We start from the raw sequence: 18,745 nt of genomic DNA, 5'->3' as shown, positions 1-18,745 counted from the left end.
GGCAGGGAGGAGCGACTGTGGCCAGGCCGCTGATCGGGGTCAGCACCTATCTGGAGGCCGGTGCGCGCTGGGGCGTGTGGGAGCTGGAGGCGGCGCTGCTGCCGGTCGGCTACCCCCGGCTGGTGCAACGGGCGGGCGGCCTGGCCGCGATGCTGCCGCCGGACGACCCGGAGCGGGCCGCCGAGGCCGTGGCCCGGCTGGACGGGCTGGTCATCGCGGGCGGGCCGGACGTGGAGCCGGTGCGCTACGGCGCCGAGCGCGAGCCGCGGACGGGGCCTCCGGCGCCCGAGCGGGACGCCTGGGAGCTGGCGCTGATCGACGCGGCCCTGGCGGCGGGCGTGCCGCTGCTGGGGATCTGCCGGGGCATGCAGCTGCTGAACGTCGCGCTGGGCGGCACGCTCGTGCAGCACCTCGACGGGCACGCCGAGGTCGTCGGCGTGTTCGGGGGGCACCCCGTCAAGCCGGTGCCGGGGACGCTGTACGCCGGGATCGTGCCGGAGGAGACGTCGGTGCCGACCTACCACCACCAGGCCGTGGACCGGCTCGGCGAGGGCCTGGTGCCGTCGGCGTACGCCGCCGACGGCACGGTGGAGGCGGTGGAACTCCCCACCCCGGACTGGGTCCTGGGCGTCCAGTGGCACCCGGAGATGGGGGACGACGTGCGGGTGATGCGGGCGCTGGTGGAGGCGGCGGCACCGCGGTGACCCGGGACGTGCCCGGCACGCGTCCGCCGAGGAGCCGCCAGGCCTGTCTGACAGGTCCCGGCGTCGCCCGGAGGGCGGCCTCGCGGCGTTAAGGTGCGTGCTCTCGGCGTGCCGGGCGTAGAGCGTCGTACTGGAGGTACTCGGCTCTGCGCCCGGTGCGGCGAGAGTGCGTGCACGGCGTCGCGAGGCAGGCGGGAACGGTCAGACAGGCCTTAGCTCCGCGTCAGCGACAGCAGGTCCCGCGCCGGTCCCGTGGGGCGGTGGCCCGTCGGCCACACCGCGCGCAGGTCCCGCGCCAGGGCCACCCCGTCCACCGGCACCCGCACCAGCCGCCGCGTCGCCAGTTCCTCCCCCACGGCCAGCTCGCTCAGCACGGCCGGCCCCGCCCCGCCGACCGCCGCGGCCTTCACCGCGGTCGTCGAGGACAGCTCGATGAGCGGGCGGGCCAGCCCGCCGAGCGCCGCGTCCAGCACCTGGCGGGTCCCGGACCCCTTCTCCCGCAGGATCAGCGGCGTCGAGGCCAGCTCCTCGGCCGCCACCGGCCGCCCGCGGCGCCCCCAGGGGTGCCCCGGCGCCGTGACCACTATCAGCCGGTCGTGGGCGATGACCACCGAGTCGAGCCCGGTCGGCACGGTGAGCCCCTCCACGAAGCCGAGGTCCGCCTCGCCCGACAGCAGCCGTTCGGCGACCACCGTGGAGTTGCCCGCGTCCAGGGACACCGCCGTGTCGGGCCGCTGCGCCCGCAGCGCCAGCAGCCACCCCGGCAGCAGGTACTCCGCGATGGTCATGCTCGCCGCCACGCGCAGCCGCGAGTCACGGCGGTCGCGCAGCGCCTGCGCGCCCGCGTCGAACGCCTCCGCCGCCTCCACGATCCGCCGCGCCCAGTCCGTCACCAGCGCGCCGGCGTCCGTGAGCCGGGAGCCGCGCGGCGAGCGGTCGACCAGGGCCACACCGAGCTGCCGCTCCATCGACCGGATCCGGCTGCTGGCCGCCGGCTGCGTGATGCCGATCTCCCGCGCCGCCCCGCCGAGGCTGCCCACCCGCGCCACCGCCAGCAGCAGTTCCAGGGCGCCGAGGTCCGGCACCCGGTGCGCCAGGGACCCGGCGCTCGACGGACCGGCCTGCTCCTCCGTGTTGCTCATAAAGCCAGCTTATGTCGCCATAGGGGCGACCTCCCTGGTGGTGGACGTTCCGCGGCCCGACCGTGGAGTCATGGTCACCGCCGCCCCGCCCGCCGCGTTCCCGCTGTCCGTCCGGCACCTCGGGCCGAACTGGTACGCCACCGTCATGGGCACGGCCGTCGTCGCCACCGCCGGGACCGCCCTCCCGCCGCACGTCCCCGGACTGCGCGGCGTGCTCGCCGGGGTGTGGGCCCTGTCCCTCGTCCTGCTGCTGGCCCTGCTCGCGGCCCGCTCGGCCCACTGGGCCCGCCACCGCGACCAGGCCCGCGCCCACCTGCTCGACCCGGCGACCGCGCCCTTCTACGGCTGCCTCGCCATGGCCCTGCTCGCCGTCGGCGGCGGTGCCCTGGCCGCCGGCCGGGACGTGATCGGCGTGCGGGCCGCGGTGGCGCTCGACGCCGTGCTGTTCACCGCCGGCACGGCGGTCGGGCTGGCCGCGGCCGTCGCCGTTCCGTACCTGATGGCCGTACGCCACCGGGTGGAGCCGGGGCAGGCCACGCCCGTGTGGCTGCTGCCGCTGGTCGCGCCCATGGTGTCGGCCGCCGTGGGGCCGCGGCTGGTGCCGCATCTGCCCGCCGGGCAGGCCCGGGAGACGCTGCTGCTGGTCTGTTTCGCGCTGTTCGGGTGCAGCCTGCTCGCCACGCTGCTCATGCTGCCGCTGGTCTTCGCCCGGCTGCTCACCGACGGGCCGCTGCCCCTCCCCCTCGTTCCGACGCTGTTCCTGGTGCTGGGCCCGCTCGGCCAGTCCACGACCGCCGTCGGCGCGTTCGCGGACGTCGCCCCCGGGGTCGTACCGGAGCCGTACGGCCGGGGCTTCGGCGCCCTCGCCGTGCTCTACGGGGTGCCCGTCATGGGGTTCGCGCTGCTGTGGTTCTGCCTGGCCGGCGTCCACGTGTGGCGTGCCCGGCGACGGGGGATGCGGTTCGCGATGACCTGGTGGTCGTTCACCTTCCCGGTCGGCACCTGCGTCACCGGCGCCGAGGCGCTGGGCCGGCACACCGGGCTCGTGGCCTACGCGGGGCCGGCGGTCGTGCTGTACGGCGTGCTGGTCGCCGCCTGGGGCACGGCCGTCGTGGGAACCGTGCGCGGGCTGCTCAGGGGCGAGCTGCTCGCAGGGCCCGGCCCAGCACCCGTGGCGCCTCGGCCAGCGAGGGTCCGTACCACGTCAGGTGCCGTCCGCTGACGAGCGCGCACGGCAGGCCGGGGAAGGCCTCGGGGCCGTCGTCCGCGGTGAAGCGGTACGGCTCGTCAGGCAGGACCACCACGTCCGGCGCCGCCGCACGCAGTTCCTCCAGCGGGACGCGGGGGTAGCGCTCGGGGTGCGCGGCGTGCACGTGGTCGACGCCGAGGCGGGCCAGGACGTCGCCGGCGAAGGTGTCGCGGCCCAGGACCATCCACGGGCGGCGCCAGACCGGCACGACCGCCGTGCGGCGGGTCTCCGGCGGCGGCAGGGCCGACCAGGTCCGCTCCGCCTCGTCCAGCCAGCGCGGCCGGGCCGTGACCCCGCAGGCCGCCAGCACGCGGTCCAGTTCCCGGAAGGCCTGCGGCACGTCGCGGACCTCCGTCACCAGGACCTCCACGCCCGCCGCGCGCAGGGCCGCCAGGTCGGGCCCGCGGTTCTCCTCCTCGTTGGCGATCACCAGGTCGGGCGCGAGGGAGACGATCCGCCCGGTCTTCGGGTTCTTGGTGCCGCCGACGCGGACGACGCCCAGGTCCGGCGGGTGGGTGCACCAGTCGGTGGCGCCGGCCAGGACGCCGGGCGCGGACCGGGCCACGGCCTCGGTCAGCGACGGGACCAGGGAGACCACCCTCACCGGCGTGGCCGGTCCCGGACCGCCTCGATGTGCTCCGCCACGGCGACGACGATCACACGCGTGTCCGACTCGGTCGCCCGCCAGCGGTGCCGTACGCCGCCGGTGAGGTACAGCGTGTCGCCGCGGCCCAGCCGGTAGGCGCGGCCCTCCGCCTCGATCTCCACGGCGCCGTCGGCGACGTACATCAACTGGTCGTTGCGGTACTGGAATTCGCGGCCCGCGTCATGGTCACCGGTGAACTCGGAGGCGTGCATCTGGTGGTGGCCGCGCACCAGGGACCGGGTCCGCGGCTGAGGGGACGGCGGCTCACCGGCGTCGGCGCGGACGACGTCCACGCTGCACGCCGGATCGGCCGCGGCGAGGAGTTCGACGGCGGTGGTGCGCAGGGCGTCGGCGACCTTCTCCAGGGAACTGGTGCTGGGCCGCGCCCGGTCGTTCTCGATCTGGCTCAGGAACGGGACCGACAGGCCGCTGCGCTCGGCCACGACGGCGAGGGTGAGCTCCAGCGCGCGGCGCCGCCGGCGCACGGCCGCGCCCACCCGCAGGGGCTGCTCTTTGTGGTCGCCCATCGCTCCGGCTCCCTCCTTCGCCCGTCGGTCCGCCTCCCGTGTGCCGATGGCCCGGCGCACGGCTTCTGTTGAGTTGTCTGCACCCTACGCATGTTCGGCAAACCGTTTCCCGCGCCCGCCGCATCGGCGTCGTCCGGGGCGGGGCGCGACCCCACAGTTCGCGCCAGGGGGTCCGCCGCCCGGGAGACCGGGGCGGCCAATCTCCCACGGGAGGAACAGGGAGGGAGTGAGGGTTCGGGGGGTGGTGTAGCGCTCTGTGGTTGTCCGGATCCTGATCGTGGATCCGGGGGGTGCGGGGCGGGACGCAAGTCTGTCGCACGTCCCACCCCGGAACCCTACTGCGGAGTCATCCGGTGCACCATCGTGAGCCGGGGGTACCGCGCGGGGGAACTCGCCCCTTGCTGGCGCGGGCGGACGGGCGGGCCGCAACGCGTCGCGCAGCGGCGGCCGGCTGTCGGCGGGGTACGGCATGATGCGAGCGTGACCGGACGACTGATGCTCCTCGACACCGCCTCCCTGTATTTCCGCGCCTACTTCGGCGTGCCCGAGTCGGTGAAGGCACCGGACGGCACGCCGGTGAACGCCGTGCGCGGGCTGCTCGACTTCATCGACCGCCTGGTGAAGGACCACCGGCCCGACGCGCTGGTGGCGTGCATGGACGCCGACTGGCGGCCGCAGTGGCGGGTGGAACTCATCCCCTCCTACAAGGCGCACCGCGTCGCCGAGGAGCGTGAGACCGGCCCGGACGAGGAGGAGGTGCCCGACACGCTGTCGCCGCAGGTGCCGGTCATCGAGGCGGTGCTGGACGCGGTGGGCATCGCACGGGTGGGCGTCGCCGGGTACGAGGCGGACGACGTGATCGGCACGTTCACGGCGCGGGCGCGGGGCCCGGTCGACATCGTCACGGGCGACCGCGACCTGTACCAGCTGGTGGACGACGCGCGCGGGGTGCGCGTGCTGTACCCGCTGAAGGGTGTGGGCACGCTGCAGCTCACCGATGAGGCGGTGCTGCGTGCGAAGTATGGGGTCGGCGGGAGCGGGTACGCGGATCTGGCCCTGCTGCGCGGCGACCCCAGTGACGGCCTGCCGGGAGTGCCGGGCGTCGGTGAGAAGACGGCCGCCAAGCTCCTGGCCGAGTACGGGGACCTGGCCGGGATCCTGGCGGCGGTCGAGGACCGGCGGTCGAAGCTGACGCCGACGCAGCGCAGGCGGCTGGACGAGGCACGCCCGTACCTCGCGGTCGCGCCGAAGGTGGTCCGGGTCGCGGACGACGTGCCGCTGCCGGACGTCTCGACGGCGCTGCCGCGCACCCCGCGCGACCCGGCGGCGCTGGAGGCGCTGGCGGCCCGCTGGGGACTGGGCGGGTCCCTGGAGCGCCTGCTGACGACGCTCCGGGCGTGACCTTCGTGTACGGCAGGTGGGCAGCGGGGGCGGGGTGCTAACTTAGGTAACCCTAACCATGTGACACAGGGAGGCCCTCATGGCAGAGCGACCGGGACGCCAGCTGCGCAAGCCGCACTCCGCTCAGGTCGTGCGCACCGAGCGGCTGACCCCGCACATGCAGCGGGTGGTGCTCGGCGGTGAGGGCCTCGCCGACTTCGCGGCGGACACCTGCACCGACCACTATGTGAAACTGCTCTTCCCGCCCGCGGGCGTGACCTACCCGGAGCCGTTCGACCTGCAGCGCGTCCGTGACGAGCTGCCGCGCGAACAGTGGCCGGTGACCCGGACGTACACGGTGCGCCACTGGGACCCCGAGCACCGGGAGCTGACGCTGGACTTCGTCATCCACGGCGACGAGGGTCTGGCCGGCCCGTGGGCCACGCGGGTCCAGCCCGGCGAGACGGTGCGCTTCCTGGGACCCGGCGGGGCCTACGCGCCCGACCCGGAGGCGGACTGGCATCTGCTCGTCGGTGACGAGAGCGCGCTGCCCGCGATCGCCCGCGCCCTGGAGTCGCTGCCGCGCGGGGCCAGGGCGCACGCCATCGTGGAGATCTCCGGCCCCCAGGAGGAGCAGAAGATCGACTCCGACGTGGAGGTCGTCTGGCTGCACCGGGGTGCCCGGCCCGTCGGCGAGGCGCTGGTGGAGACCGTGCGCGCCCTGGACTTCCCCGCGGGCCGGGTGCAGGCCTTCGTCCACGGCGAGGCGCACTTCGTGAAGGAACTGCGCCGACTGCTGCGGGTCGAGCGCGGCATCCCGCGCGAGGACCTGTCGATCTCCGGGTACTGGCGTCTCGGCCACAACGAGGACGGCTGGCAGGCCTCGAAGCGGGAGTGGAACGCCCGCATCGAGGCGGAGCAGGAGAACGCACCCGCCGCCTGAGACGCTCCGTCGCGCCCACCCTCCTGCACGCGGTGGGCAACGAGCCGTCCTGCCGGTTCGCGACCCGGACCGGGTCCGCGCTGGAGGGCACCAAGCGCAGCGCCGTCCGCGCCGCGACGCCCCCGGCCCCGTGCCGCCGGGGCGGTCCAGTACGCCCCTTCCGCCGTCCCGTCGTCGAGCCGCGCCTCGCGGCGCCGCCCGTCCCCGCAGCGCGCCGAGTCCGTCGACGACGGCCCACTGCGCCTCCCGCTCTCCCTCCCACGCCTCGCCCCACGCGCGGATCCAGCCGGTGACCTCGGCCACGCAGTGGCTGGCGGCCCGGGCGGGCGGGTGGTGGCTCTCCGCCCAAGGCTCCGGGGCCAGGACCGGGCTGATGGAGAACGGGCAGAACCCCGGCGGCCGGTCCCGGCGATTTTTCCGGCAGTCCCCCGCGCTCTCGTACGCTGGGCCGCGATGAGACGCAAGACCCGCACCCCGCCCTCTCCCCTGCCGCAGCGCCACGGTGTGGACCCGGTACGGGTGCGGCTGCCCGCCGCCGGCCCGTGGGCCACGGTGCGCGAGCATCTGGTCGAGCGGCTCACCGGCGCCGGGGACGGAACCGTCGACGGCATGTTCGAGGCGGGACTGGTCGTCGGCGCGGACGGACGGCCCGTCGCGGCGGACGCGCCCTACGTGCCCGGGATGTTCGTGTGGTTCCACCGCGAACTGCCCGCCGAGGTGCCGGTGCCGTTCCCGCTGGAGGTCGTGTACCGCGACGAGCACGTCGTCGTCGCCGACAAGCCGCACTTCCTCGCCACCACCCCGCGCGGCGCCCATGTCGCCGAGACCGCGCTGGCCCGGCTCCGCCGTGAGCTGGGCCTCCCCACGCTCAGTGCCGCGCACCGGCTGGACCGGCTCACCGCCGGGCTCGTGCTGTTCACCGTGCGCCCGGAGGAACGGGGCGCGTACCAGACGCTGTTCCGTGACCGGCGGGTCCGCAAGGAGTACGAGGCCGTCGCCCCTCACGACCCCGCCCTCGCCCTCCCCCGGACCGTACGCAGCCGGCTCGTGAAGGAGCGCGGCGTGCTGACCGCCCGGGAGGTGCCGGGCGAACCCAACGCGGAGACCCGTGTCGAACTGCTCGGACACCGTCCGGCGGGGACCACCGCGCAAGGCACCGGCACACTGGCCCGGTACCGGCTGCTCCCCGCCACCGGGCAGACCCACCAGCTGCGCGTGCACATGGCGTCGCTGGGCGTGCCGATCCTCGGCGATCCGCTCTACCCCGGGGTGACCGGGCCCGTACCGGCCGGTGACTTCCGGCGCCCGCTGCAACTGCTGGCCCGGGGCCTGGAGTTCACCGACCCGGTCACGGGTGAGGAGCACCGGTTCCGCAGCGGCCGGGTGCTCGCGGCCTGGCTGTCGTACGACCGGTGGGCCGCCGGGACGTACGACGGCCCACAGGACGGTCAGTAACCGCGCCACCAGAGCAGGAAGCGCTGCCACACGCCCTTGGGACGCACCGGCTCCTCGGCCTCGGGCCGCGGGGGCACCGGGAGCGGCTGCGGCTGCACCGGCTCGGGTTGCGGCTGGGGCTGGGGCTGGGGTTGCGCGGTGGCCGGGGCGGGCTGCGGCTCCGGCTGCGAGATGCTGATCTGCCAGTCGGCGCGCTGCGTGGGCACCGCCTTGTGGTGCGGCGTCTCGGACACGTCCTGCGGCGGCTTGGGCGAGAACTGCACGGGCAGTTCCACCAGGTGCCGGGAGGCGATCGACGACGTCCAGCGCAGATCCTCCTGGTCGCAGTCGAGTTCGACGTCGGGCAGCCGCAGCAGCAGCGCGTCGACGCCGACGTCGGCGATGGAGCGGCCGATGTCCTGGCCCGGGCACTCGTGCGGTCCGCCGCCGAACGCCAGGTGGGACCGGTTGCCCTGCATGCTGGCCTTCAGGTCGGGCCGCACCCGGGGGTCCACGTTGGCCGGGAGCGGGGCGAAGAGCAGCCCGTCGCCCCGGCGGATGCGCTGCCCGCCGAGCTCGGTCTCCTGCTTGGCGAAGTAGGCGAAGACCGTGCTGAACGGCGGCTCGTTCCACAGGGACTGCTCCACCGCCTCCGGCACCGTCATCTGGCCGCCGTTGAGCTGGGCCCGGAAGCGCGGGTCGATCAGCACCGTCAGCAGCACGTTGGACAACAGGTTCGTGGTGGCCTCGTAGGCGGCGAAGAGGACCAGGCGCAGGTGCTCCCTGACCTCGTCGTCGGTCAGCCGGGCGGGGTGGGTGATCAGGTAACTGGCGAGGTCCTCCTCCGGCTGGGCGCGGCGCAGGGCGGTGAGCCGGCTCAGCGCCTCCATGACGTAGGTGTGGCTGGCGATGGCGGTCTCGGTGCCCTTGAGCGCGTCACGGGCGCACTCCACGAGCCGGTCGTTGTACGCGTCGGGCATGCCGAGGATCTCGCACATCACGGCCATCGGCAGGTGCTCGGTGAACTGGCTGACGAGGTCGGCCTCACCGTGCTCGCAGAAGCGGTTGACGATGACCTGCGTGCTGCGGTTGATGTAGCGGCGCAGGCTGCGGAAGTCGATGGTGGAGATGGCGCCCATGACGGCGCCGCGCAGCCGCTTGTGCTCGTCGCCCTCGGCGTGCGAGGCGATGGGCTGCCAGGCGATGTGCGGCATCAGCGGGTGGTCGGGCTTGACCAGCCCCTCCCGCAGCGGGGTCCAGATACGGCTGTCCCGGCAGAACTGCGAGGGCGAGCGCACCATGTGCAGGTTCTCGGTGTGGCCGAGGACGATCCAGATCGGTACGTCGTCGTGGAGCAGCACGGGCGCGACGGGACCGTGTTCCTCCCGCAGTTTCTCGTACAGCGCTCCCAGGTCCTCCGACTCGTGCAGCCGGTGCAGCCCCCCGGGCCCGAGGCCGTGCGCGGGGCAGCCGGGGGGCGGATCGAGCCGGGGTCCGTCCGTACCGGTCGGGGCGTGGGATTCAGGCGTCACAGTGGTCGCTCCGGAGCTTTCCAGGTGTCTGGGGGGAGGTGGGTCAGGGGGCGGGACGGGATCAGGTGGCCGCGCCCTGCATGGCGAGCGAGTGCAGGAAGCGCATCAGCGTCATCAGCACGTCCCGGCTGGAGGCCCGGCGGCGTGCGTCGCACTCCATGATCGGGATGTCCGGGGTGAGGTCGAGGGCCGTGCGCAGTTCCTCGATGGCGTAACGGGGCGCGTCGGGGAAGGTGTTGACGGCGACCACGAAGGGCACGCCGCGCTCCTCCAGGCGCCCCATGACGTCGAAGCTCACCTCCAGCCGGCGGGTGTCGACCAGGACCACCGCGCCGAGCGCGCCCTCGAACAGGCCGTTCCACAGGAACCAGAAGCGCTGCTGGCCGGGCGTGCCGAAGAGGTAGAGCACGAGCTGCTCGGTGATGCTGATGCGGCCGAAGTCCATGGCGACCGTGGTGGCCGTCTTGGACGCGGAACCGAAGTTGTCGTCGACACCGATGCCGGCCTGCGTCATGGTCTCCTCGGTGGTCAGCGGTGTGATCTCGCTGACCGAGCCGACCATCGTCGTCTTGCCGACACCGAAGCCACCCACGATCACGATCTTGGCCGCGGCCTGTGCCGTGTGGGGCAGCTGGTCCTCGGCCCGGGGGCCCGGGATGGTGTCAGAGCCTTTGAAGTCCATTCATCACCGCTTCGAGAAGGGAACGGTCGGAACGCGCCTTGCGGACGACCGGGGAGCGCGCCTGTACCAGTTCCGCCGTCAGCATCTCGGTGAGCAGCACGCCCATCGCGCTGAACGGCAGGTGGAGGTAGGCCGACAGCTCGGCCACGGACAGCGGGGCGGCGCAGAGCCGGAGCAGCGCCGCCTGCTCGGGGGAGGCGGAGGGCGGCGGATCCGTGGCACGCGCCACGATTAACGTCACCAGGTCGAGCTCGGCCCGTTCTCCGTCCGGGCCGGCCACCACGTACATCCGCTCGGGGTTCCTGACCTTGCCCTCGCCCTCCTGGGCGGGCTGCGGGGGAGGTTCGGGTGCGGGGCTGCGCCTCTGGCGTTGCGGAGGGGTCATACGATCTGCCCGTTCCGCCGCGGCGGACTGGTCAGGTGGCCGCCGATGCGGACGACGAGGTCGCGCATCATGGCGCTCATCCGGCCGGGTTCGCACCGCACGTCGGAGAGCACCGCGAGGAACGCGTTGGCGCCGGCGTTCATCAGGTAGAAGTAGCCGCGGTCGATCTCGATCATGACCAGCTTCATCTCGCCGTCGCCGACGGTGAGTTCCTGGCAGACGCTGCTCGCCAGGGACTGCAGGCCGGCGCAGGCCGCGGCGACCCGGTCGGCCGCGTCGGGTTCGCCGCCGTAGCGGGCGATGCGCAGGCCGTCGGCGGAGAGCACCACGATCATCTCGATGCCCGGCACGCCGTCGGCGAGTTGCTTGAGCATCCAGTCGAAGTTGCCTCGCTGCTGGATCACTTGAGGTCCCCCTCGTCATCGGCCTCGGTGGGGGCCGGGTCGTTGAGCAGGTGCAGGTACTTGGTGGGGTTCCGGATGAAGTCCGTCGGGTGGGTGCCGGGCTCGATGCCCTGCTTGAGTCCCTCCCAGAAGGCCTCCAGGCCCTTGCCGGGGGCGTCCGGGGCGCTCATGTCGCGCAGCGGCGGGATCTCGGGCTCCTTGGCCGCGGCCCAGGGGTTGTACTCGCCCCGCTCCTCCGCCTCCCGGTCCTCCTTCTCGTAGGCGGCCTGCTGGGCGAGCCGTTCGGCGAGCGGCGTCTTCACCCGGCTGCGGCGCTGCGGCAGGCCGTTCGCCGTCCACTCGGTGACCTCGGGGACGTCGTCGTCCTCCAGGGAGACGGTGGCGGGGATCTTCGGCATGGTGGGGCGGCGCTTCTTCGGGGTGCGCTTCGGGCCTTCGGGGATGCCGACCGTCATGGGGATGCCGGTGGCGCCGATGCCGTGGGCCAGGCCCACACCGGGCGCGTGGGTGATCATCTCGCTGGGCACGATGAGGATGGCCCGGACGCCGCCGTAGGCGGAGGCGCGCAGCGAGACCTGCATGTTGTACGCCGTGCACAGACGGCCCACGACGGCCAGGCCCAGGCGCGGGTGCTCACCGATGTCCTGGAGGTCGACGCCGGCCTTGGCGGCCTCCAGCATGCCCTCGATGCGGGCCCGCGCCTCCTCGTTGAGGTTGACTCCGCCGTCCTCGATCTCGATGCAGACGCCGGTCTGCACCTCGGTGGCGGTGACGTGGACCTTGGTCTGGGGCGGCGAGTAGCGCGTGGCGTTGTCGAGGAGTTCGGCGGCGGCGTGGATGACCGGCTCGACGTAGATGCCCTTGACGCTGACCTTCGCGATGGAGGCCAGCTGGATGCGCCGGTACTCCAGGATGCGCGACATGGCGCCGCGCAGCGTGCTGTAGAGGGACACCGGCTCCGGCCACTGGCGTCCGGGGCGGCCGCCGCCGAGGACGGAGACGGAGTCGGCGAGACGTCCGATCAGGGCGTTGCCGTGGTCGATGCGCAGCAGGTCGTCGAAGACCTCGGGGTTGCGGCCGTGGTCCTCCTCCATCTCCCGCAGTTCCTGGGCCTGCTGGTGGATGATCGCCTGCACGCGGCGGGCGACGCTGACGAAGGAGCGCGCGGCGGCGTCCCGCATGACCACCTCGTGGTCCACGATCTTCAGGGCGGTCAGCAGCGTCTCGCGCAGCGGCGCCGGCAGGTCGCGGTACTCGGGGTGGGCGAGGCCCATCTTGCGAATCGCCTCTCTGGGGGATTCTCCCGAGTGCAGCAGGTTGAGCGCGGTGGGGAAGATCTCCCGGGCGAAACGGAGGAACTCCTTCTCGTGGGCGGCGATCCGCTGTTCCAGATACGCGCTGTGACGGGCGTGCTCACCCTGCTGCTTGCGCAGGACACGGCCGCGGCGGACCGCTTCGGCCGCCGTGGCGACGACCAGGACGGTGGCGATGCCGCCCAGCCAGCCGACGGCGAGCCGGGCCGGCTCCGACACCAGGGCGACGGCGGCCCCGGTCGCCGCGGCCATCGCTATGGCGGGGAGCAACAGCAGGCGCGCGAGGGGAAGTTCGCCGCGAACGGGAGGGGATTGAACACTCACCATGTAGGCCTTCTGACAGGGGTCGGCTGGGGTTCAGGGGAACGTGCAGATGGGTAGGTCATGAAACTGTCGGACTTTCCACACATGGGGGAACAAGCGCACGAATTCACCTCAAGCCGGTGCGCTGCGGGCGAGCTTAGTCCGACCGGATCATCGCCGTGTCATATTCAGCAAGTGCCGGAAACCGGACGCGAAGGGATAGTATGCTCGCTCGTTTACACGGTGCGACACCGTTCGAATGCGCAACGTAACCGCGAACGGGCATGCGAAAGCCCACTCACCGTGACGGGTGAATGGGCTTCGGGAAGACGCCCCTCAAGGGGCGCCGGGAACTGCGCGAACGGCCACGGACCACCCGCGCGGCCAGGTCACCCCACCGACGAGTAGGCGACCACTCCCCGCAGCAGCAGATCGACGGCCTTGCGCGCGTTCTTCACCACGGCAGACCCCTGCGGCGCCGCCGCCGCGATCTGCCCCAGCACGTCGATGACCTGCTTGCACCACCGCACGAAGTCCCCCGCCGGCATCTCCGCCTCGCGCAGCACCTCGTCCAGCCCCTTCCCGGAGGCCCACATGTACGCGGCCCAGGCGAAGCCGAGATCGGGCTCGCGCTGCCCGACCCCTTCCGTCTGGGTGATCCGGAACTCCTCCTCCAGCGCGTCCAGCCGGCCCCAGATCCGCACCATCTCGCCCAGCGCGGCCTTGGCCTTCCCCGTCGGCAGCTTCGGCGCCATCGCGTCGTCCCCGACGCGCGCCTCGTACACCAACGCCGAGACACACCCGGCCAGTTCGGCCGGGCCGAGCCCTTCCCAGACGCCCTCGCGCAGGCACTCGCTGGCGAGCAGGTCGAGCTCGCCGTAGAGCCGCGCGAGCCGCTTGCCGTGCTCGGTGACCTCGTCGCCGCGCAGGTAGTCCAGCTCGGTGAGCAGCGCGACGATACGGTCGAACGTCCGGGCGATCGTGTTCGTACGGCCCTCGATCCGCCGCTCCAGCTGCGAGGTGTCCCGCAGCAGCCGGTGGTAGCGCTCGGCCCAGCGGGCGTGGTCCTCGCGGTCGCTGCAGCCGTGGCAGGGGTGTGCCCGCAGGGCCGTCCGCAGCCGGGCGATCTCCCGGTCGTCGGCCGCCTGGGAGCGCCGCTTGCGGTGCCGGTCGGCCGGGATGTGCCCGGCCTTGGTGCGCAGCGCCGAGGCGAGGTCCCGACGGGACTGCGGGGAACGGGGGTTGAAGGACTTGGGGATCCGCATCCGCTCCAGCGGCTCGACGGGAACCGGGAAGTCGATGGCCGCCAGGCGCTTCACCTGCCGCTCGGCCGTCAGCACCAGCGGGCGCGGACCGTCGTGGTGGTCGAAGCCGCGGTGGCCGTTCGAACGGCCCGCGGGCAGACCCGGGTCCAGCACCAGCGCCAGGCCCGCGTACTTGCCCGTGGGCACGTGGATGACGTCACCGGGCTTCAGCTTCTCCAGCGCGACGGCCGCCTCCGCGCGCCGCTGGACCGCGCCCTGCCGGGCCAGCTCGTTCTCCCGGTCCTTCAGCTCGCGGCGGAGCCGCGCGTACTCCTCGAAATCACCGAGGTGGCAGGTCATGGAGGCCTTGTAGCCCTCCAGGCCCTCCTCGTTGCGCTGCACCTGCCGAGAGATGCCGACGACCGACTTGTCCGCCTGGAACTGTGCGAAGGACGTCTCCAGCAACTCGCGCGAGCGGTGCCGGCCGAACTGCTCGACCAGGTTGACCGCCATGTTGTACGACGGCTTGAAGCTGGAGCGCAGCGGGTACGTGCGCGTGCCCGCGAGTCCGGCCAGGTGCTCGGGGTTCATGCCGCGCTGCCAGAGCACCACGGCGTGGCCCTCGACATCGATGCCGCGCCGCCCGGCCCGGCCCGTCAGCTGGGTGAACTCGCCCGGGGTGATGTCCGCGTGCTGCTCGCCGTTCCACTTGACGAGCTTCTCCAGCACCACCGAGCGGGCGGGCATGTTGATGCCGAGGGCGAGGGTCTCGGTCGCGAACACGGCCTTGACCAGCCCGCGCACGAACAGCTCCTCGACGACCTCCTTGAAGGTCGGCAGCATGCCGGCGTGGTGGGCGGCGATGCCGCGCTCCAGGCCCTCCAGCCACTCGTAGTAGCCGAGGACGTGCAGGTCCTCGCGCGGGATGGACGCCGTGCGCTCCTCGACGAGGGAGCGGACCTTGTGCCGCGCCTCGTCGTCGTTCAGCCGGAGCCCCGCGTACAGGCACTGCTGGACGGCGGCCTCGCAGGCGGCGCGGCTGAAGATGAAGGTGATGGCGGGCAGCAGCCCCTCGGCGTCCAGCCGCTCGATGACCTCCGGCCGGCTCGGCGTCCACACGCGGGAACGCTGCCTGCGCTCCCGCTCCCGGTCGGCCTCGCGCAGCCGGCCGCGCCGGCGGTCCTGGTACGACGGCCGGCTCGCCTCCATGCGCGCCATGCGCGTGAGGTCGGGATTGACGGCCTTCTTGTGGCCCTCCCCCTCCTCGAACAGGTCGTACATCCGCCGTCCGGCCAGCACGTGCTGGAACAGCGGCACGGGCCGGTGCTCGGAGACGATCACCTGGGTGTCGCCGCGGACCGTGTCGAGCCAGTCGCCGAACTCCTCGGCGTTCGACACGGTCGCCGAGAGGGAGACCAGCGTGACCGACTCGGGCAGGTGGATGATCACCTCTTCCCAGACGGCGCCCCGGAACCGGTCGGAGAGGTAGTGCACCTCGTCCATGACCACGTAGCCGAGGCCCAGGAGGGTCTGGGAACCGGCGTACAGCATGTTCCGCAGCACCTCGGTGGTCATCACGACCACCGGGGCGTCGGAGTTGACGCTGTTGTCGCCGGTGAGCAGGCCCACCCGGTCCGTGCCGTAGCGGCGGCACAGATCGGCGTACTTCTGGTTCGACAGCGCCTTGATGGGTGTCGTGTAGAAGCACTTCTTGCCCTGCCGGAGGGCGAGGTGGACGGCGAACTCGCCGACGATCGTCTTGCCGGAGCCGGTGGGCGCGGCCACCAGCACGCCCTTCCCCGCTTCGAGCGCCTGGCAGGCCTCGATCTGGAAGGGGTCGAGGCCGAAGTCGTACATCTCGCGGAAGGAGGCGAGCGCGGTGGCCTGCTCGGCAGCGCGCTTGCGGGCTGCCGCGTACCGCTCGGCCGGTGAGAGGTCCTCTGTCATCGTGCTTTCGAGCGTACCGGGCCGCACTGACAACAGGACGATCATTATCCGGATCCGTCCCTGTGAAACCCGGGATCGGCGCAGCTCAGGGGCGGCTCGCGGTCAGGGGCCGACGATCCGCACGCCCCCGCGCACACAGCGCGCCGTCAGCGGCAGCGGGCCGAGCGGCTCCCCGTCGGCGTAGCCGGTGACGTCCTCGGCGGCGAGCTCGACCCGGGCCGCGCGCAGTACCGTCACCTTCGGGTGGTCCACGTGCGTCCCCCGGTACACCCTCGGGAACACGCGCAGCAGCGTCGTACGGCTGCAGTCCCCGACCACGGTGATGTCGAACAGCCCGTCGGTCAGATCGGCGCCGGGGCAGATCCGCATGCCGCCGCCGTAGGAGGAGCCGTTGCCCACGGCCACGAGGGTGGCCTCCATCTCGCGCACCTCGCCGCCGTCGAGCCGGACGCGGTACGGCAGGGGCCGGAACGCGGCCAGTTCGGAGAGCAACGCCAGGTCGTACTTGAGGCGCCCGGCGGGCCTGCGCATGCGGTTGCCCCGGTCGTTGACGCGGGAGTCGAAGCCGGAGGCGAGGACCGTACCGAACCAGCGGTCGCCCACCCGGCCGAGGTCGACGTCCCGGATCCGTCCGCACTTGAGGGCGTCGGCGATCATGCGGCCCGCGGCGTCCGGCCGGCGCACGGGCAGTCCGAGGGCGCGGGCGAAGTCGTTGCCGGTGCCGACCGCGACCAGGCCGAGCGGGGTGCGCGTGCCCGCGACCGCCCGCAGCGCGAGGTGGGCCATGCCGTCGCCGCCGACGGCGATCAGCGCGCCGGTGCCGCCCGTGACGGCCGCACGCGCGCGGGCGAGGGCGTCGTCGGCGTCCTCCCCGACGACGGTGCGCACCGAGAAGCCGGCCGCCCGCAACGCCGAAGCGGCCGGCTGCGCCGCGCGGGCGCCCCGGCCGCGGCCCGCGGTGGGGTTGACGAAGAGGGTGATCTCGCTGGTCACGAGAGTGACCTTATGAGCTGCCCGCCGGTGCTCAGGTCACGTCGTCATAACCGTTGACCCGCTCCGCGCGGTCCGCGCCCGCCTGCTCGGGCAGGGCGGCCCGGCTGGTGGTCACGGGCTCGATCTCGCCGATGTCCTCGGGCGTGAGGTCCAGCTCGGAGGCCTCGTCGTCGGCGGGGCCGAGAGCTTCGCGGCGGCTGCGGCGACGGTCGTTCAGCAGGGAGAAGCCGACGGCCGCGAAGTAGAGGATCCAGATCGGCGCGGCGAGCGACAGCATGGTCAGCGGGTCGGTGCTGGGCGTGGCGATGGCCGCGAAGACCGTGATGCCCATGATCATGCCGCGCCACCAGCCGAGCATGCGCTTGCCGGTCAGCACCCCGGTGAGGTTGAGCATGATCAGCAGCAGCGGCAGCTCGAACGAGAGGCCGAAGACGAGCACCATCCGCATGACCAGGTCGAGCAGGTCGTCCAGCGGGAGGAGGTTGGACGTGCCGCCCGGGGTGAACTCCAGCAGCACCTTCGCGGTGGTCGGCAGGACCGTGTAGGCGAAGTAGGCGCCGATGATGAACAGCGGGGCGCCCGTGGCGACGAAGGCGTAGGCGTACTTCTTCTCGTGCCGGTGCAGTCCGGGCGCGACGAAGGCCCACAGCTGGTACAGCCAGACCGGCGAGGCCAGCACGACGCCGGCCATCAGGGACACCTTCAGCGCGAGGGTGAACGGCGTGAGCAGGCCGTTGATCGTGATCTGGGCACAGGGCTCGGTCCCGGCGCGCGCCTGGGCCAGCTCGGCGAAGGTCTTGTCACAGCCGACCGAGTCGAGGATCGGCTTGGTGATCAAGTTGATGATGTCGTTGTAGAAGAACGCGGCGAAGACCGTGACGACGACGATCGCCAGGATCGCCTTGGCGAGCCGGTTGCGAAGCTCGCGAAGGTGCTCCGCGAGGGGCATCCGCCCCTCGGGGTCCTTCTCCTTCTTGCGGGCAGACTTCAGCAACCCACGTTCCCATCTCGTGCGGCGGGCCGGAGGTCACCGGCCCTGCGTCAGCGCTTGGTCGTGTCCGTCGGCTCGTTGACCGGGCGCGAGCTGGTCACGTCACCGGGAGCGGCCTGGATGGTGCGCTGCGCGGGCTCGTCGGTGCTGGGCGGGCCGGCCGGGGTCGTGGACGACTTGTTCTCGTCCTTCATCGCCTTGGCCTCGCTCTTGAGGATGCGGGCGGACTTGCCGAGCGACCGAGCCATGTCCGGAAGCTTCTTCGCGCCGAACAGCAGGATGATGACGACGAGGATGAGAATGATCTCGGGGGCTCCGAGCCTTCCGAACATAAGTCTTTACCTTCTCACCGAGGCGGCTGTGGTGGGGTGCTGTCCGACCGGTCGGACATACGTCCGAACGATCGTCACGACAGCGATCGTAACGCCCGGGGGTGAACGTGAGGCAATCCCTCTGCATCCCCTGTGCGTACTCCCGTCCGCGACCCGTGCCTCGTTAACCGGGGCGCGACCAGCAGAGTACCTGCCCGAACCGCCCGGGTGACAGGGCGAAGTGGCCCAAAACGCGACTCATGGCCGCCTGCCCGGCGGCTCACAGGGCGTCGACGGACCGGGCGGCGCTCTCGGTGGCCCGCTCCAGGTCCTCGGCGGCCCGGTTGATCCGGCGCGCCGATTCCGTGACCTGCCTGCCCAGGCGCTGTGCCTCCACGAAGACCCGCACGGCGAGCACACCGAGCACGACGAGACCCAGGAAACCCACAGCGATCGCGAACATCGGCCAGAACATGACGTCGAGCCTAGACCGTCGCGCCGGGCCGGACGCCGCGACCCTCTAGGTGTGCTGTCCCGGGACGTTGGTGACACGCGTGCTGGGTGCTTGAACGGGTGAGGGCCTTCTGGGTTCGGTGTGGATTGCGACATCTACGC

Annotated in this window: 18 protein-coding genes; 5 read left to right on the top strand and 13 right to left on the bottom strand. The window is 72.7% G+C overall.

Translation table 11 applies throughout. The features are described from left to right. Positions 1-29 precede the first annotated feature (29 nt). Positions 30-704 carry a gamma-glutamyl-gamma-aminobutyrate hydrolase family protein gene (locus tag AC07DA_RS28730; RefSeq protein WP_479131235.1) on the top strand — a complete coding sequence of 225 codons (675 nt, stop codon included), beginning with the start codon at positions 30-32 and terminating at the stop codon, positions 702-704. 212 nt (positions 705-916) lie between these two features. Here AC07DA_RS28730 and AC07DA_RS28725 read toward each other — a convergent pair whose 3' ends face one another. Next, positions 917-1,846 carry a LysR family transcriptional regulator gene (locus tag AC07DA_RS28725; RefSeq protein ID WP_479131120.1) on the bottom strand — a complete coding sequence of 310 codons (930 nt, stop codon included), beginning with the start codon at positions 1,844-1,846 and terminating at the stop codon, positions 917-919. Positions 1,847-1,916: 70 nt separating this feature from the next. On the opposite strand from AC07DA_RS28725, the gene AC07DA_RS28720 reads away from it, so the two are divergent. Then, the gene (locus tag AC07DA_RS28720; RefSeq protein WP_479131119.1) at positions 1,917-3,068 is read left to right on the top strand and encodes a TDT family transporter; all 1,152 of its coding nucleotides are present in this window, start codon (positions 1,917-1,919) and stop codon (positions 3,066-3,068) included. On the opposite strand, the gene AC07DA_RS28715 is transcribed toward AC07DA_RS28720, so the two are convergent. Both AC07DA_RS28715 and AC07DA_RS28710 read right to left on the bottom strand, forming a co-directional pair. Then, complete coding sequence (locus AC07DA_RS28715) at positions 2,980-3,699, bottom strand: helical backbone metal receptor (RefSeq protein ID WP_479131118.1); 720 nt, start codon at positions 3,697-3,699, stop codon at positions 2,980-2,982. The two genes, AC07DA_RS28720 and AC07DA_RS28715, sit on opposite strands and share 89 nt — an antisense overlap. Then, positions 3,696-4,268, bottom strand: a complete 573-nt coding sequence (locus AC07DA_RS28710; protein ID WP_479131117.1) for a helix-turn-helix domain-containing protein — start codon at positions 4,266-4,268, stop codon at positions 3,696-3,698. Before AC07DA_RS28710 ends, AC07DA_RS28715 begins: the two co-directional genes overlap by 4 nt. A gap of 480 nt (positions 4,269-4,748) precedes the next feature. Here AC07DA_RS28710 and AC07DA_RS28705 point away from each other — a divergent pair, with 480 nt between their 5' ends. The 3 genes from AC07DA_RS28705 (at position 4,749) to AC07DA_RS28695 (ending at position 8,046) form a co-directional block, all read left to right on the top strand. Continuing rightward, entirely contained in the window at positions 4,749-5,669 is a 921-nt protein-coding gene (locus tag AC07DA_RS28705; protein ID WP_479131116.1) for a 5'-3' exonuclease, read from the top strand. 79 nt (positions 5,670-5,748) lie between these two features. Further along, positions 5,749-6,591: a siderophore-interacting protein gene (locus AC07DA_RS28700; protein WP_479131115.1), complete on the top strand. Its 843-nt coding sequence runs from the start codon at positions 5,749-5,751 to the stop codon at positions 6,589-6,591. A gap of 453 nt (positions 6,592-7,044) precedes the next feature. Next, on the top strand, positions 7,045-8,046 hold the full coding sequence (locus AC07DA_RS28695) for an RluA family pseudouridine synthase (protein WP_479131114.1): 1,002 nt from the start codon (positions 7,045-7,047) through the stop codon (positions 8,044-8,046). Here AC07DA_RS28695 and AC07DA_RS28690 read toward each other — a convergent pair. The 10 genes from AC07DA_RS28690 to AC07DA_RS28645 all read right to left on the bottom strand — a co-directional run bounded on the left by AC07DA_RS28690 (position 8,040) and on the right by AC07DA_RS28645 (position 18,605). Further along, the gene (locus AC07DA_RS28690; protein ID WP_479131113.1) at positions 8,040-9,557 is read right to left on the bottom strand and encodes a cytochrome P450; all 1,518 of its coding nucleotides are present in this window, start codon (positions 9,555-9,557) and stop codon (positions 8,040-8,042) included. The genes AC07DA_RS28695 and AC07DA_RS28690 overlap by 7 nt on opposite strands. Positions 9,558-9,618: 61 nt before the next feature. Beyond that, entirely contained in the window at positions 9,619-10,239 is a 621-nt protein-coding gene (locus AC07DA_RS28685; protein ID WP_479131112.1) for a GTP-binding protein, read from the bottom strand. Beyond that, positions 10,220-10,624: a DUF742 domain-containing protein gene (locus tag AC07DA_RS28680; protein ID WP_479131111.1), complete on the bottom strand. Its 405-nt coding sequence runs from the start codon at positions 10,622-10,624 to the stop codon at positions 10,220-10,222. Before AC07DA_RS28680 ends, AC07DA_RS28685 begins: the two co-directional genes overlap by 20 nt. Next, positions 10,621-11,028 carry a roadblock/LC7 domain-containing protein gene (locus tag AC07DA_RS28675; protein ID WP_010045319.1) on the bottom strand — a complete coding sequence of 136 codons (408 nt, stop codon included), beginning with the start codon at positions 11,026-11,028 and terminating at the stop codon, positions 10,621-10,623. The genes AC07DA_RS28680 and AC07DA_RS28675 overlap by 4 nt, the downstream gene beginning before the upstream one ends. Then, the gene (locus AC07DA_RS28670) at positions 11,025-12,668 is read right to left on the bottom strand and encodes a sensor histidine kinase (RefSeq protein WP_479131110.1); all 1,644 of its coding nucleotides are present in this window, start codon (positions 12,666-12,668) and stop codon (positions 11,025-11,027) included. Before AC07DA_RS28670 ends, AC07DA_RS28675 begins: the two co-directional genes overlap by 4 nt. Before the next feature lie 365 nt (positions 12,669-13,033). Further along, positions 13,034-15,880 (bottom strand): DEAD/DEAH box helicase, encoded by a 2,847-nt coding sequence (locus AC07DA_RS28665; protein ID WP_479131109.1) that lies wholly within the window; start codon positions 15,878-15,880, stop codon positions 13,034-13,036. 57 nt (positions 15,881-15,937) lie between these two features. Then, on the bottom strand, positions 15,938-16,828 hold the full coding sequence (locus tag AC07DA_RS28660; protein ID WP_479131108.1) for a diacylglycerol kinase: 891 nt from the start codon (positions 16,826-16,828) through the stop codon (positions 15,938-15,940). Between the two features lie 31 nt (positions 16,829-16,859). Next, on the bottom strand, positions 16,860-17,822 hold the full coding sequence (tatC, locus tag AC07DA_RS28655) for a twin-arginine translocase subunit TatC (protein ID WP_479131107.1): 963 nt from the start codon (positions 17,820-17,822) through the stop codon (positions 16,860-16,862). A 47-nt stretch (positions 17,823-17,869) separates the two neighbouring features. Further along, positions 17,870-18,151 carry a Sec-independent protein translocase subunit TatA gene (gene tatA / locus AC07DA_RS28650; protein WP_309095037.1) on the bottom strand — a complete coding sequence of 94 codons (282 nt, stop codon included), beginning with the start codon at positions 18,149-18,151 and terminating at the stop codon, positions 17,870-17,872. A gap of 259 nt (positions 18,152-18,410) precedes the next feature. Further along, positions 18,411-18,605 carry a hypothetical protein gene (locus AC07DA_RS28645; protein ID WP_479131105.1) on the bottom strand — a complete coding sequence of 65 codons (195 nt, stop codon included), beginning with the start codon at positions 18,603-18,605 and terminating at the stop codon, positions 18,411-18,413. Positions 18,606-18,745: the final 140 nt, after the last annotated feature.

The organism is Streptomyces sp. NPDC044921, from assembly GCF_056432865.1.
The sequence above is the reverse complement of the archived record's forward strand: the minus strand, read 5'-3'. Positions and strand labels throughout refer to the sequence as shown.